Below are 15,907 nucleotides of genomic sequence, written 5' to 3' on the forward strand. Positions count from 1 at the left end.
GCTACAAATTTTTCAGCGCCAGTTTTATAATGTTCTCTACGCTTAAAGAGGGGTCTTGGGAAATCACCTTATCTACTACCTTTTCAGCCTGTTTTCTAGCGAAACCCAGTACCTCTAAAGCAGATAACGCTTCATCCCTATTTGTATTGTTTGGAACTGCTGAAACTTCGTCTATGTCGTACATTTTTAAAATCTTGTCCCGAAGGTCCAAAATGACCCGCTGCGCAGTCTTCGCACCGATGCCCTTTATTGCCTGAATGGAAGGGACATTTCCATTGGCTATGGCGTCTCTAATCTCTACCGGGGACATAGAAGATAACATGGTTCGCGCAGTACTTGAACCAATCCCCGAAACTGATAAGAGTAACCTGAATATTTCCCGCTCCGATTTTTCGGAAAATCCAAAAAGTGTATGTGAATCCTCCTTTACTTGAAGGTGTGTATAGATGTTGACCAATTCATTATCTGGGAGTTTGGAAAAGGTATGCAAGGATATATTTACAAAATAGCCCACACCATTACATTCAACAATGATATGGGTGGGGTTCTTTTCTATTAATTTTCCCTTTAAATGATGGATCATGGAATTAGGCTAATAGATGTTGGTTGTTGGAAAATAAACAAACTTTATTGTCCCCTTTTGATATTTCTTCTTTTTTCACGCTCTTGGGCATCAATAACGGCAACAGCCGCCATATTGACTATTTCCTCTACACTGGCCCCCAATTGCATAATGTGAACGGATTTTCTAAGACCTACCATGATAGGGCCTATGGAATCTGACTTGTTCAATTCCTTTAGTAGCTTATAGGTGATATTTGCCGATTCCAGATTTGGAAAAACCAAGGTATTTACCTTTCTACCTGCCAATTTAGAGAAAGGGAATTTGCTTTCATGTAGCTCCTTGTTCAAGGCAAAATCCATTTGTATTTCCCCATCTACCACCAACTCCGGACTGGTCTCATGCAACATTTTTACCGCTTCCCTCACCTTTATGGCATTATTATGTGCCGAAGAGCCAAAATTGGCATAACTCAACAAAGCAATTACAGGGTCAAATCCAAAAGTAGTAGCAACGTTCGCCGTCATTTGGGTAATATCCGCTATCTCTTCCGCATTTGGATCAATATTTATGGAGGTATCCGCTAAAAAAAGTGGCCCTCTTTCCGTAATCATAATGTTTACCGTAGCAACCCTCTTAACTCCAGTCGCCCTCCCTATGACCTCCAAAATAGGTTTGACCACTGTTGGATATGCTCTGGAATATCCGGATATCATGCCATCGGCATCCCCTTCGAGCACCATCATGGCACCAAAATAATTACGTTCCCGCATTTTAATCTTGGCACTATACAGCGTTGTACCCTTTCTTTTTCTACTTTCCCAATATTTGGTAGCGTACCTAATATGGCGTTCATCAAATTCGTCTGACAATGGGTCCACGATAGGGATATCGGCATCAAATTCAAGTTCCTTCTTTAGCTCAAGAATGACATCCTTTCTACCTAAGAGTATAGGTTCTGCAAGTCCTTCTTCATATACGATCTGGGCCGCCTTAAGAACATCCAAATGATCCGCTTCCGCAAATACAATTCGTTTTGGGTTGGTTCTTGCCCTTCCATGAAGCAATCGTACCACCTTATTATCGTTCCCTGAACGAAGCATCAATTCCTCCTTATACTTATCCCAATCCTCGATAGGGGCCTTTGCAACTCCGCTTTCCATGGCCGCCCTTGCAACCGCCGGTGGAATTTCATGAATCAATCGCTGATCGAAGGGTTTTGGGATTATATAGTCCTTACCAAAGGTGAGTCGGGTTTCCCCATATGCTATATTCACCTGTTCCGGTACCGGCTGTTTGGTTAGTTGGGCCAATGCCTTAACGGCTGCCATTTTCATTTCTTCATTTATGGAAGTTGCCCTTACGTCCAACGCCCCCCTGAAAATAAAAGGAAAACCAAGTACGTTATTCACCTGATTGGGATGGTCTGACCTACCTGTTGCCATGATAATATCCTTTCTGGTTTTTACGGCCAGGTCATATTTGATTTCAGGATCTGGATTTGCCATGGCAAACACGATAGGGTATGGCGCCATGGAATTGAGCATTGCTGGAGTAACGATATCGGCAATGGACAAACCTATAAATACATCCGCATTTACCATAGCTTCTTCCAAGGTGTCAATTTTTCTATCCGTAGCAAACTCACGTTTTGAATCTGATAGGTTATCGGCATCCTTTCGTATAACCCCCTTACTATCCAACATTACAATATTTTCAGCCCTTGCCCCAAATGCTTTGTACAGCTTAGTACAGGATACGGCTGCAGCGCCTGCACCGCTAACCACTATGGTCACATCCTCTATTTTCTTTTTCGCCAATTCCAAGGCGTTCAATAAGGCCGCGGCCGATATTATAGCGGTCCCATGTTGATCATCATGCATGACCGGAATGTCCAACTCCTCCTTTAATCTCCTTTCGATTTCAAAAGCTTCGGGAGCTTTGATATCCTCTAGATTGATACCGCCAAAAGTGGGGGCAATCATTTTTACGGTTTCTATAAATTTTTCCACATCCTCCGTATCCACTTCTATATCGATTCCATCGATATCGGCAAATATCTTAAAAAGCAGGCCTTTACCTTCCATTACAGGTTTTGATGCTTCCGGCCCAATGTTACCCAAGCCCAAAACGGCCGTGCCGTTGGAAATAATGGCCACTAAATTTCCTTTTGAGGTGTATTTATAAACGTTTTCCTTGTTCTTTGCAATTTCCAGACAAGGTTCTGCCACTCCAGGGGAATAGGCAAGAGCAAGATCGCGCTGAGTACTATAAGGTTTTGTGGGAACGATTTTAATCTTACCGGGTTGAGGTTTGGCATGATACACCAATGCCTCCCTTCGTTGTTTCTCCTTGCTCATGTTTTGGAAATTTGAACCACAAATGTAAAGGTATTCCTGTAAACCCGATAAAAAGTTATTGGTTTTAAATCAATAAAAAACGGCTGTAAAACGAAATCATCAGTTATAAATCAATATCGGTTTTATCTCTGCCAACATTCAATCGCATGGCCAATACGGCTGCAATTACAAAAAATATACCTGCAAACAGCATAGCATTTACGGCATTACCGCCCAAAAGATATTTGTAGATAGGACCAAAGGTCAAGGTTTCGATACCCATTGGGATAACAATCATCATGTTCAAAATACCCATGTACACCCCTCTTCTTTCTTGGGGCACCACTTTGGAAACCATAGTGTAAGGGATTCCCATCATGGCGGCCCAACCAACTCCAAACAAAACCATAGGAGCCAGAACCAATAAGGAATCTTCAATAAATGGGATTGTAAATAATGCAATGGCAGTACCTACCAAACTGATGGCATAGACTTTTTTACCCCCAAACCTAAGGGTCAACGGTACAAGCCCCAATGCCACGACCATAGTAACAATGTTATAGGTTAAACTCATTTGTGCCGATTGTGAAGCTGCTTCCGATGTTGAATACCCCAACGTATTCATGAACAAAGGTGTTATGTATTGCCAATAGACGAACAGAGCATACCATTGAAACAAATACACAGCTCCCAACTTCCAAAGGAATGTAGGCATTTTTTGAATGGCCTCCTTAATTTCCGTAAAAGGTTTTGCTATCCTAGTTCCCAAAGGTTTATCCTTTGCCCTATTAATTTCCTCTAATTCTTCATCTGTTGGAGGAATTTCAGGAGTTCTTAAAACCGACCATAATATAGTAGTTATGGAGAGTATACCTCCAATATAAAACGAATAATACAACCAAGTGGGAATGGACCCAGCAACCTCTATGGTTTCATCACCAAAAAGATATTGAAAAAGGACAATGGAGCCGTTTGCCAACAAGATACCAGCACCTACAAACAGACTCTGCATCTGATATCCCAGACTGAACTGCTTTTCTGGCAACTTATCACCAACAAAAGCTCTATAAGGCTCCATGGCCATGTTATTACCCACGTCCAAAATCCATAAAAGTCCCACGGCAAACCAAAGTACCGGGCTCGAGGGAAACATAAAAAGACAAATACTCCCAATCAATGCGCCGATCAAGAAATAAGGCTTTCTCCTACCCCAGCGCGGTGACCATGTTTTATCTGACATAGCCCCAATGATAGGTTGCACGACCAAGCCGGTTACAGGCCCAGCAATGTTCAAAATGGGTAACATATCCTCTGGGGCGCCCAGATATAAAAATATTGGATTAATTGCCGTTTGTTGCAGTCCAAAGCTATACTGAATGCCCAAAAACCCGACATTCATGTTGAAAATTTGCCAGAAGCTTAGACTTGGTTTCGTTAGTTGCATACTAATTGGTTCTTTGGTTTTAGCTACTCTCATTATGGGATAGTCAAAAAATATCAGTTCTTTTTCCAGAATCCCTATAAAAAGTCGCCTAGCAATATAGTATAATTAATGAAAAGTAAATATAAAAGAGCAGTGAATTAGGCTTCACATCCAAACTACAACGTTATAGCTACTAGGAGTTATTTCGTAAAAATTCTATGTTTCTTTTTAAACCAGAAAATTTGGTACGCTTCACCGCCGATTTTTTAAACACCTTTTTAAAAACTTCATCGGTAATTTCTTCCCAGTCTTTTTTGGACATCGATAACAATTCAGGATGGGGAGCGAACAAGGGCTCATTGTGTGGTTTTGAAAACCGATTCCAAGGGCATACATCCTGACAAACATCACACCCGAACATCCAATCGTCCATTTTGCCCTCAAAACCCTTTGGAATTTCGTTTTTAAGTTCGATGGTCAAGTATGAAATACACTTACTCCCATCTACCACATACGGTTCTACAATGGCCTTTGTTGGGCACGCATCGATACAGGCTGTACAGGTACCGCAATGGTCCGTGACGGGTGTATCGTATTCCAATTCCAGATCAACAATAAGTTCTGCAATAAAATAAAAGGAACCCACTTCCTTTGTCAAGAGGTTACTGTTCTTACCGATCCATCCAAGACCACTTTTGGCAGCCCAGGCCTTATCCAAAACTGGTGCGGAATCTACAAAGGCACGGCCATTTACCTCGCCTATTTCTTCGGAGATAAATTGGTGCAATTGCCCAAGTTTTCCTTTAATCACATGATGGTAATCCTGTCCATAGGCATATTTGGCTAGCTTATAGGAATCTTCTCTTTGCTTATCTTCAGGATAGTAGTTTAACAAAAGGGAAATAACGGACTTTGCACGATCCACCAGCAATCTAGGATCCAAACGCTTGTCAAAATGGTTTTCCATATACCCCATTTCCCCGTGCATGTTCCTTTTCAGCCATGTTTCCAATCGTGGGGCCTCTTCCTCCAAAAAATCCGCTTTGGAAATACCACAGGACAAAAAACCGAGGCGCTTGGCTTCGGTTTTTATTTGCTTTGAAAATTCACTCCGGTTCATAGTCCGAAGGTACACTTATTTTAATTTAGAAAAGTATTTAAGAAGAAGGTGGTGTGTAGGCAGGCACTACATTTTCAATTGGCTTTAAAGATTTTAGGTAGACAAAAATCGCCTCAACGTCTATGTCTTCCAGATTCTTGTAAGCTTCCACAGGCATTGGTGGCATAATAGGCCTTGAACCATCCAATCCCTTATACTTACCTTCTTTTATGGCTTTTCTAAACTGATGTAAGGTCCAGTTTCCAATACCAGTTTCATGCGGTGTAAGGTTTCCCGCATAGCTCGTTCCCCAAGGTCCTACGGCAGCCGTAAGATCACCAGCAAACAAGGCCCAAGGCCCTATGGGAACATTTTCTGGAACAGGTGGTAAGGAACCGTAAGCGTCGAACCCCATCATGTATCTATCCATATCGGGCACAGGCCCTTTTTCCGTCATTTTTTTAGGGGTATGGCAATCGGCACAACCTATTACGTTAACCAAATACTCGCCCCGTTCTTCCAAATTCAATGCTTTCTCCTTTTCATCCACCACTCCCTCCTCTTTTTTCTCCTTTGGTTGATTACAGGAAGTGAACACCAAAATCAGTAAAGCCATGAGTTTAAATCCACTTTTTTTCATAATCTATTTTCGTTTATTGTGAATATTAATCATCAGAGGGATTGCTTACCGGTACATCAGGATTAAATTCTGCAAAAACACCGTCTGGATTCTCCATAACCACCCACGCATGTAAGGTCCATGAACCACCTGCCACATTCGGATTTAAATGCCAGTGGTCATCATCACCTATGAAACCTTCCGGTGGGGTCGGGGAAATCGACCGGGGTATTGCATACTCCACCCCTACCAATTTTAACTTCCCTTGTTCGTTCGGAACATACAAAAGGATTTCCGGTTTTTCCATATCGAACTCTCCATCTATAAGTCCGACGTTAATATAATGGAACCCCATATTTGGCACATAGGGTGAAGGGTTGAAAGGATACGGGTCCGCATAACCTGCTTTTTTAGCTTGTTCAAAGCTATGGAAGCGCATTGCCGCTTTTCTGACTTTCTTAAGTTGCGCATCCAGTGTTTCCGTTTTTGCTTTGGCACTAACCATCTCTAAGTCGCTTTCCAAAAGGCCATCGTCTTTGGAACAGGAAGTAACCAGAACCAAGGCAGACAAAGCCGATAAAAATGTGATTTTTGTTTTCATAATGTTAGGATTTTTGATGATATAATTATTAACCGATTTGAACTATATCACAAAGCTGAAAATATACCGGAAGATGGATTGCCACGGAAGTCGCAAAACTTAACAGATTTGTATCATCACAAACGAAAACACTGAAAATCAAATATTTAAATACAAAAATTAGCTCTTAGTGACGGTCAGTTCACTTGGAGAAACCCCAAATTTGTCCTTAAAGCTCTTTGCGAAGTAGGAAAGATTTGAAAAACCGACAGAGTAAGCTACTTCCGAAACATTACCCGTTTTATTCATCAATAGTTGATAGGCCGTCTTCAGTCGCACTTCCGAAATCAATTGATTCGGGGACTTGTTAACCAAAGCCTTCAATTTCCGATGGAGTTGTGCCCGACTGAAACCAACGGAATTGGCCAACAATTCCACGGAAAAAGAAGAATTGTCCAAATGGTCCTTTATGGTACGAAAAACCTTCTGCATAAATTCGTCATCCATCGAGTTTAAGGGAAGGTCATCCAACAGAATACCATCAGCATCCTTTATTTTTTGCCACAGTTTTTCCCTCAAGGAAATAAGGTTCTTACTGCGTACCAATAATTCCTCAGCGGAAAAGGGTTTAGTCACATAGGCGTCTGCGCCCTGGTATAGCCCTTGCATCTTATTGTCCTGACCGGCCTTTGCCGTAAGTAAAATAACGGGGATGTGGCTTGTTTTGCTATTGGTTTTTAAAGCTTCGCATAGTGCAAAACCATCCTTTTTCGGCATCATAACGTCACTGATGACAATGTCAGGAATTTGTTCCAAAGCCATCCTTTCACCTTGTTCACCATCCTCTGCGACCAGCACCACATATTCGCCTGCAAGAATATCACTGATGTAGCTCCTTAAATCTGCATTGTCCTCCACCACTAAAACAATCGGCATATCCAATTGTGTTGTTGAATCATTAATTTCAGTTTCTGAAAACAATATCCCAGAATTGTTGTTAATAGAAACTTTAGTCGCTTCCTGGTCTATGACCAAGGCAGATTTTGGTAGTCCTACCAATGTAATGGGAAGAGTCAATAAAAAAGTAGTTCCCTCCCCTAAAACACTCTCGACCTTTATTTCGCCCTGATGTAAATCGACCAATTCCTTAGTCAACGCCAACCCGATACCGGAGCCCTTCTTCTCTGAACCTTCAACACGGTAGAATCTATCAAAAACATAAGGCAAGTCTTCTTGGGCAATTCCATTTCCCGTATCGGAAACGGACATTAGCAATTTATCATTCTCAAAATCTACCACAACACTTACCTTACCCCCCTTCTCGGTATATTTGAATGCATTGGACAACACATTACTGACCATTTTTTCCAGTTTATCCGAATCGAAATAAGCCATTTTGGACATTTTTTTGAACACTACATCATACGATAATTGTGCTCGCTCCGCCATACTCTCGAACGAGTAGACCATCAACTTAAGAAAGGGAACTATATCCGCCTGCTTTACGGACAATAAGGTTTTGCCGCTTTCCAATTTAGCCAGTTCCAATAACTCATTGACCAAGGAATTCAACCTTCCTGCATTTCTTTGTACCATATCGAAGTCCTTATGGCTCAAGGTCACCCCATCATCATCGGTATTCTCCTTTAATCGTTTCGCATTGGAAATAGGTCCCTGTATCAAGGTAAGCGGTGTTCTAAATTCGTGACTGATATTCGTAAAGAAGCGGGTCTTTAGATCGTCCAAATCCTTCATTCGAAGCATTTCCGTCCTTGAGCGTTCCGCCTCCAATCTTTCGTATTCAGATTGTTTGGACAACGTTTGTCTTCTGTAGGCAATACCAAAGGAATAGATGATTATTTGTAAAAATATTCCAGTTGCATATGGATCTAACCGAAACGGAGGGGTAATAATACCGAGAGACCAAAGCGTTCCAACAATCATAGACAAACAAGCCACCAAGGTTCCAATACCAAAATATCTAGCAAAAAGATCTTTTTTTAGTATGAGAACTATGGAAACCACTAAACTTAAAACCGTGTAAATATTCAATATGACATAATGGAAACCGACCCCGGTAAAATTGGTCTGTGGTTTTGTGAAGACCACATAAAATGCTGTTAGTAAAATTTCTGTCAGAATCAGAAGAGCTAACCCCAACATCATTTTGTCCGTTCTAAGGAACTTTCTTTTTGAATCGACAAAGGCCCTACCAAAAAACCACCAAGAATAAAATTGCCCATTGGCTATCAAAAACCAAATGGCATACCTAAAAGTGATAATACTACCTATAAACAAACCAGTAGTCATGGCCTGGGTAAACGTACAGAACAATAGCCAAAAACAAAACCATAAGTAAATGGATTCCCTTAAATAGAAGTATTGTAGTAAATGATAGACCAAAATGATAAAAGTGACCCCAAAAAGAAAGAGATTAAAACTGTTATTAAATTGATTGAACTGATAGTAATAGGGCTGTTCTGGGCTTCGAACGGTTAGATTGAAGTATGAGGGATACCCAAAACTATTACCCTCTACCTTCATAATTAGCGTGATGGCCTTATCAATTGGCAGGCGGTCCAATTTGATAGCGTTCATTACCCAATATCCTTTGTAGCCTCTTTCATTTTTTGGATACTCTACACCTGTTTTTTCTTGGAATACCATTTTCCCATCAATATAACCAAAGACATCAACTGTTCCATTGCTTTTTGTCCATGCGGGAGGACCGATCATTTTATCCTCAAAATGAAGTGTCCATCCTTTCATCGGTTGTTTGGCCCTTAGCGCTAACTTGCCCCAGTAGGTTGTACCTACTTCTAGATATTTAGGTAATTCATCCCCTCGTAAATAAGTAAGGGTAGAATCGGATTTTATTTTTTCCGGAGTTAGGCTATTGTCGGAATCCTTATAAACCTGTAACATATGGTCAAGGCTATGTACAGGATACAACGTATCCAAAACATAGACACTTTCTTGTGAAAGAACGAAGCCTGATTTTAAGCACAGGAGTAAAAGAATGTGGTAAAAGAAACGCATGTATGGCAAACCGATTAAATAGGCTTACGACAAGATAAAAAGAAAAACGAAAGTTTAGAACAAACCGGGTTGTATGCCACCCTTTATCCTACCGAGGTGCTTATAGGCCAACTCGGTTACCTCACGACCCCTTGGGGTACGCATGATAAAGCCCTGCTGAATTAAAAAAGGTTCGTATACCTCCTCAATGGTTTCGGCACTTTCTGAAACCGCAGTGGCCAACGTTGTAATACCCACAGGACCGCCCTTGAATTTATCGATGATGGTCGTCAATATCTTATTGTCCATCTCGTCCAATCCATGGGCATCTACATTTAAAGCTTTGAGGCCAAATTTAGAAATCTCGATGTCAATATTTCCATTACCCTTAATTTGGGCAAAATCCCGCACCCTTCGTAGCAATGCGTTGCAGATTCTTGGTGTTCCCCTACTCCTGCCCGCAATTTCAATGGCCGCCTCATTGGTAATGGGTACTTTTAATATTTCAGCACTTCTCTGCACAATAGTAGAAAGCAACTCAGTATCGTAATATTGCAACCGACTTTGTATACCGAATCTCGCCCTCATAGGAGCAGTCAACAGTCCCGATCTTGTGGTAGCACCAATTAAGGTAAACGGATTTAGGTTTATCTGGACCGAACGGGCATTGGGACCCGTTTCTATCATGATATCAATTTTATAGTCTTCCATGGCGGAATAGAGGTACTCTTCCACGATGGGACTCAACCGATGGATCTCATCAATAAAAAGAACGTCCCTTTCATCCAGGTTGGTCAAAAGACCTGCCAAATCCCCTGGTTTGTCCAAAACTGGACCCGAAGTAATTTTGATTCCGACACCCAATTCATTGGCCAGAATATTTGCCAAGGTAGTCTTTCCAAGTCCTGGAGGCCCATGAAACAGGGTATGATCCAAAGCTTCCCCTCTTCTATTGGCCGCCTCAACAAAGACCTTAAGATTTTCCAATACCTGCTCCTGACCGGTGAAGTCATCAAAGCTAACGGGCCTTAATGCCCTTTCAATGTCGAGCTCCGAATCGGAAAAACCGTTGGTGGATGGATCTAAATATTCATTCATGCCTAACAAAGATAGGCAAACACTTGTAATTTATTTTCAAGGTGTCTTCTCTTTATTCCGTAGAATTTCAGGGATAAATTTGTATTTTCAAATTATGGAAAAGAAAATATATACCCCTGGGATACTTCAATACATCCCATTTTTTTATGTAATCTGGTCAGATGACCTTGTTTCGGATTCAGAAGTCAATGTTGTAGAAAAGGCCATTGAGAATGACCCCACTTTATTGGATACAGAAAAGGTACTTTTGCACTCTTGGTTACAAGTACGGAACCCTCCCAAGAACAAGGAATTCAAGAATTGGAAACAGACGATTTCCAATTCGGGCATCAAATTATTGGAAGGGGAAACCTACCCGTTGACAACCTTCAGCCAAAAAGTGGTGTGCCATTATCATGAAACATGTCCCTTCAATGAGCAATTAAAAAGTATCGAGGTCAATCTGGGAATCCAACCCAACCATTACAATCATTTGTTTGAAGTAGAGGTAGAGCACATGGCAAGTGCCAACACCTATATGGCGAATGAAATATCCAAAATCCTAAAAGGAAAACATGCTCCTACTATCGATAGCTTCCAGAAATTACTAGGGGACCCTATTTTCAAATGGGGGATTCATCGCAAAAAGGAAGACTTTAGACAAATTGTCCTTGACCAAGTACGTTTTTTGGCCAAAAAAGGGTACGGAGCCATGGCCTATCCAAGCGATTATGGCGGCACAGGCGATATGGAAGGTTATGCCACCATCTTTGAGAATTTAATGTATGTAGATGGAAGCCTGACCATAAAATTTGGTGTTCAATTTGGACTTTTTGGCGGCAGTATACAAAAACTGGGCACAAAACTCCATCATGATACGTACCTAACGGATGCCGGTCAGGCCAAACTCTTAGGTTGTTTTGCTATGACCGAAACCGGACATGGTTCCAATGTAAGAGGTATAAAAACTACGGCTACCTATCGAAAGGAAGATGACAGTCTAATCATTCATACCCCTGGTGAAAATGACAACAAAGAATATATTGGTAATGCCTTACATTCTACAATAGCATCTGTTTTCGCGCAGCTGATCGTTGACGGAAAAAATGAAGGCGTGCACGCCATTCTAGTACCCCTAAGAAATGAAAAGCACGAACTGCTTCCCGGCATCCGGATAGAGGACAACGGATATAAACTAGGTCTAAATGGCGTGGATAACGGAAAGATATGGTTCTACCAAGTAAAAGTTCCCCGTGCCAATCTCTTGAACAAATATGGAACCATTAAGGAAGACGGCTCCTATCATTCAGATATCAAAAACCCCAATAAACGATTCTTTACCATGTTGGGAACTTTGGTAGGAGGAAGAATCTGCGTAGCCAGGGCCGGTTTAGGAGGCGCAAAAATGGCCTTGGCCATTGCCATTAAACATGCCCTAAAAAGAAGACAGTTCAATGACAATATTAAAATACAGGAAGATTTGTTGATGGATTATCCTTCGCATCAATTACGTTTGACCCCATTGGTGGCGAGTGCCTATGTCTACCATGCCACCTTGGACAAAATGATGGAGATATATTGTGACGATGGTCAACCCGATAAACGTAAGGTGGAAACACAAGTGGCAGGACTCAAATCGATAATAACCTGGTATGCCAACAGTACCATCCAGGAATGTAGGGAAGCCTGTGGAGGAAAGGGATACCTTTTAGAAAACCGTATTGCTGATCTCAAGGGCGATGTTGATATTTTCACAACCTTTGAAGGGGACAACAATGTTCTTTTGCAATTGGCGGCAAAAGGTGTGCTTTCAGATTTTAAATCGGAATTCAACAGTGCGGGATTCTCTTCTGTGCTTAAATTGTTAAGCCTGCAATTGTCGGACAAACTAGCGACTGTAAATCCCTTATATTCAAACAAAGTGGACAAGGAGCATCTATATAATCCAAAATTCCACAAACATGCTTTCGACTATAGAACCCGTAGGTTGACCTATACTTTGGCGATGCGCATTCGGGATTATATTAAAAAAGGGGTGCCTTCCTACCAGGCCTTTTTAAAGGTACAAACCCATTTATTGGCCTTGGGAAAGGCCTATAGTGTAGAATTGGCCTATAACACCTATTTTGAATTTACGGAAACTATAAAGGATTCAAAAAACAAGGATCTATTTCAAAAATTGGGTACGTTATATGCTCTTTATGAAATAAGACAGGATGCTTCCTGGTATTTGGAACAGGGATATATTGGCGGTACTAAATCCAAGGCCATACGACAGCGTGTGGAACGTTTGTGTACGGAACTAAGGCCACATATTCATGTTTTAGTTGATGGCTTTGGTATTCCTGATAATTGCTTGACCGCCCCTATAGCCGGTTAATTGTTTTCTTTATCAAGTTGAGAGGTATCCAGAAAATCCAAAATGGTAATTTTTGGGTTGCCATACAAACTTGTCTTGGACGAACCTCTGGAAGAAAGTTGAAAATCTTCCAGTACATTTACTGTGGCGTTAGGAGAATCCTCAAGAATCACTATTGCTTGTTTTGCCTCCAATTGCTCTCCTTTAAGGGTACTCTTTCCATATAATTTGACCATGAAAAAATTCGTGGAACCTTCAAATTTTGCCGAAGCGTTTTCATACATGAACAAATTGTTGGTAGCACCTGCGGAATATACTTTCACATCAATGCGGTCCTTTAAGTTCATTACAAGGGAGTCACTTGCCACGTTAAAATCACCGGAACTAATACCCTCCATACTTATATTAATTATATCAGCCGTGGCATTAAGTTCCAAACGGGAAGTCTCCCTTGTCAATACATCCAAACGATTGCCGGAAATAACATCCTGCATGCTGATTTCACCATTGTTCATGGTTATTCGATTCAATTCCGTATAGTATACCGTGATATCGAGTTTTCTCTTTGAAGTGATATTGTAAAAGGAAGAAATAAACAAGGTACTATCCTCAACCTTAAATTTTAATACATCTATCAAATTATTATCTATTTCCAAAGCATATCCTTCCGTGGGAGCCTTTTGGAGAACTACTTCCAAATCATCATCCAACTGGATCGCTTTAAAAGCTGGTAAGCTTTCACGAACCTCAACGACATCCTTATTTCCCTTTATTTTTGGTTTCCTTTGACCAATGGCATGAAGTCCAAAAACTAGGACAAGAACAATAAAGAACAACTTTTTCATGATACTCAAAATAAATACTTTAGGTACTTTGCTTTATAAAGATATTATAAATTAACAATTGGCAAACCCAATTGTTTAAAGCAAAAAAAATGCCTAACCAAAAAGTTAGGCATTTCAACAGATTTAAAATCTTAATGTTGTAGTTCTTCCTCCCCATCAAATAATGGGACATGCTGCTGCACATAATCCTGACCCGGAATGATATACTCATCGTTATCATCTACCTTGCTATAATCATACGCCCATCTATGCACCTCAGGTATAGCTCCAGGCCAGTTTCCATGAATGTGCTCCATTGGGGTTGTCCATTCCAATGTAGTGGCGGACCAAGGGTTTTGTGTTCCTCGTTTTCCATAAAAGATACTTCTTACAAAATTGTAAACAAATACCAATTGGGCAGCTGCCGTGATAATAGCGAAAACTGTCATCAAAGCCTGAACATCTGTCAATTCATCGAACATAGGGAAAGCCGTATTCTCATAGTATCTTCTAGGAACCCCGGCCATTCCAACAAAATGCATTGGAAAAAACACACCATAGGAACCTATGGCGGTAATCCAAAAATGGACAAAACCTAAATTCTTGCTCATCATTCTACCTTGGAACATTTTAGGGAACCAATGATAGGCACCGGCAAACATCCCATATAATGCTGAAATACCCATTACCAAATGAAAGTGTGCCACCACAAAATAAGTGTCATGTACGTTGATATCCAAGGTGCTATCCCCAAGAATTATACCTGTTAAACCACCGGTAATAAAAGTTGAGACCATCCCTATGGAGAAAAGCATTCCGGGATTCATTTGAAGGTTGCCCTTCCAAAGGGTGGTAATCCAGTTAAAAGCTTTTACAGCCGAAGGGATTGCAATCAACAACGTTGTAAATGTGAATACGGAACCCAGGAACGGATTCATACCTGAAATAAACATGTGGTGACCCCAAACGATGGTTGAAAGGAAGGCGATGGCTAAAATCGACGCAATCATGGCCCTATAACCAAAAATGGGTTTTCTAGCATTAACTGCCATAACCTCTGAAACGATACCCATTGCCGGTAAAATCACGATATAAACTTCTGGGTGTCCCAAAAACCAAAACAAATGCTCATAAAGTACGGGTGAGCCTCCTTGATAGTGCAACACCTCGCCTTGGATAAAAATATCAGACAAAAAGAAAGATGTTCCGAAACTCCTATCCATTATCAACAACAACGCCGCAGAAAGAAGTACAGGGAAGGAAATTACACCAATTATCGCCGTTACAAAGAATGCCCATATGGTCAAAGGCAATCTAGTCATCGTCATTCCTTTTGTACGTAAGTTTAAAACGGTGACTATATAGTTTAGGGAACCCAATAGGGAAGAGGCAATAAATATTGCCATAGAAACCAACCAGAGGGTCATTCCCATACCTGATCCAGGTTGCGCCATGGGCAATGCACTTAAAGGAGGGTAAATGGTCCAACCTGCCGCTGCCGGCCCTGCTTCCACAAAAAGAGAGGTTACCATAATAACCGAAGAAAGAAAAAACAACCAAAAAGAAACCATATTCAAAAAACCAGATGCCATATCCCTAGCACCTATTTGAAGGGGAATCAATAAATTACTGAACGTACCACTAAGACCAGCCGTTAGAACAAAAAACACCATAATTGTTCCATGCATGGTGACCAAAGCCAAATAAACATCGGCGTCCATAACCCCATCAGGAGCCCATTTACCCAATAATGCCTCGAAAAAGACATTGGACTCACCGGGCCAGGCCAGTTGCATCCTGAACAAGAGAGACATAGCTATGCCTATGAAGCCCATAATAAGTATTCCTGTAATGAAATACTGTTTGGCAATCATTTTATGATCCTGGCTAAAGATATATTTGGTTACGAATGTTTCCTTATGATGATGTCCATGATCATCATGAACGTGATCATCTATGTGTGCGTGTGCTGTTGCTGACATAATCGAATTTTTCTTTTATTATAGA

At 41.0% G+C, this 15,907-nt stretch carries 11 protein-coding genes; 1 reads left to right on the top strand and 10 read right to left on the bottom strand.

Features of this window, described 5'->3' with window-relative positions; all coding sequences use genetic code 11:
- Position 1: 1 nt before the first annotated feature.
- The 8 genes from ruvA to ruvB form a co-directional block, all read right to left on the bottom strand.
- On the bottom strand, positions 2 to 583 hold the full coding sequence (gene ruvA / locus DZC72_RS01960; RefSeq protein WP_125221229.1) for a Holliday junction branch migration protein RuvA: 582 nt from the start codon (positions 581 to 583) through the stop codon (positions 2 to 4).
- A 44-nt stretch (positions 584 to 627) separates the two neighbouring features.
- Positions 628 to 2,922, bottom strand: coding sequence for an NADP-dependent malic enzyme (locus DZC72_RS01965; RefSeq protein WP_125221230.1), 2,295 nt, complete (start codon positions 2,920 to 2,922; stop codon positions 628 to 630).
- Positions 2,923 to 3,025: 103 nt separating this feature from the next.
- On the bottom strand, positions 3,026 to 4,345 hold the full coding sequence (locus DZC72_RS01970) for an MFS transporter (RefSeq protein ID WP_125221231.1): 1,320 nt from the start codon (positions 4,343 to 4,345) through the stop codon (positions 3,026 to 3,028).
- Between the two features lie 172 nt (positions 4,346 to 4,517).
- On the bottom strand, positions 4,518 to 5,444 hold the full coding sequence (gene queG / locus DZC72_RS01975) for a tRNA epoxyqueuosine(34) reductase QueG (RefSeq protein WP_125221232.1): 927 nt from the start codon (positions 5,442 to 5,444) through the stop codon (positions 4,518 to 4,520).
- Positions 5,445 to 5,481: 37 nt separating this feature from the next.
- Complete coding sequence (locus DZC72_RS01980; protein ID WP_125221233.1) at positions 5,482 to 6,063, bottom strand: diheme cytochrome c-553; 582 nt, start codon at positions 6,061 to 6,063, stop codon at positions 5,482 to 5,484.
- 25 nt (positions 6,064 to 6,088) lie between these two features.
- Complete coding sequence (locus tag DZC72_RS01985) at positions 6,089 to 6,643, bottom strand: hypothetical protein (protein WP_125221234.1); 555 nt, start codon at positions 6,641 to 6,643, stop codon at positions 6,089 to 6,091.
- Positions 6,644 to 6,802: 159 nt separating this feature from the next.
- The gene (locus DZC72_RS01990; protein WP_125221235.1) at positions 6,803 to 9,661 is read right to left on the bottom strand and encodes a hybrid sensor histidine kinase/response regulator transcription factor; all 2,859 of its coding nucleotides are present in this window, start codon (positions 9,659 to 9,661) and stop codon (positions 6,803 to 6,805) included.
- Between the two features lie 54 nt (positions 9,662 to 9,715).
- The gene (gene ruvB / locus DZC72_RS01995) at positions 9,716 to 10,738 is read right to left on the bottom strand and encodes a Holliday junction branch migration DNA helicase RuvB (RefSeq protein ID WP_125221236.1); all 1,023 of its coding nucleotides are present in this window, start codon (positions 10,736 to 10,738) and stop codon (positions 9,716 to 9,718) included.
- 94 nt (positions 10,739 to 10,832) lie between these two features.
- On the opposite strand from ruvB, the gene DZC72_RS02000 reads away from it, so the two are divergent.
- Positions 10,833 to 13,097 carry an acyl-CoA dehydrogenase family protein gene (locus tag DZC72_RS02000; RefSeq protein ID WP_125221237.1) on the top strand — a complete coding sequence of 755 codons (2,265 nt, stop codon included), beginning with the start codon at positions 10,833 to 10,835 and terminating at the stop codon, positions 13,095 to 13,097.
- Here the strand turns inward: DZC72_RS02000 and DZC72_RS02005 are convergent.
- On the bottom strand, positions 13,094 to 13,921 hold the full coding sequence (locus DZC72_RS02005) for a GIN domain-containing protein (protein WP_125221238.1): 828 nt from the start codon (positions 13,919 to 13,921) through the stop codon (positions 13,094 to 13,096). The two genes, DZC72_RS02000 and DZC72_RS02005, sit on opposite strands and share 4 nt — an antisense overlap.
- A 131-nt stretch (positions 13,922 to 14,052) precedes the next feature.
- On the bottom strand, positions 14,053 to 15,882 hold the full coding sequence (locus DZC72_RS02010; RefSeq protein ID WP_125221239.1) for a cytochrome c oxidase subunit I: 1,830 nt from the start codon (positions 15,880 to 15,882) through the stop codon (positions 14,053 to 14,055).
- Positions 15,883 to 15,907: the final 25 nt, after the last annotated feature.

Origin of the sequence: Maribacter algicola (genome assembly GCF_003933245.1) — a bacterium.
GTDB lineage: Bacteria > Bacteroidota > Bacteroidia > Flavobacteriales > Flavobacteriaceae > Maribacter > Maribacter algicola.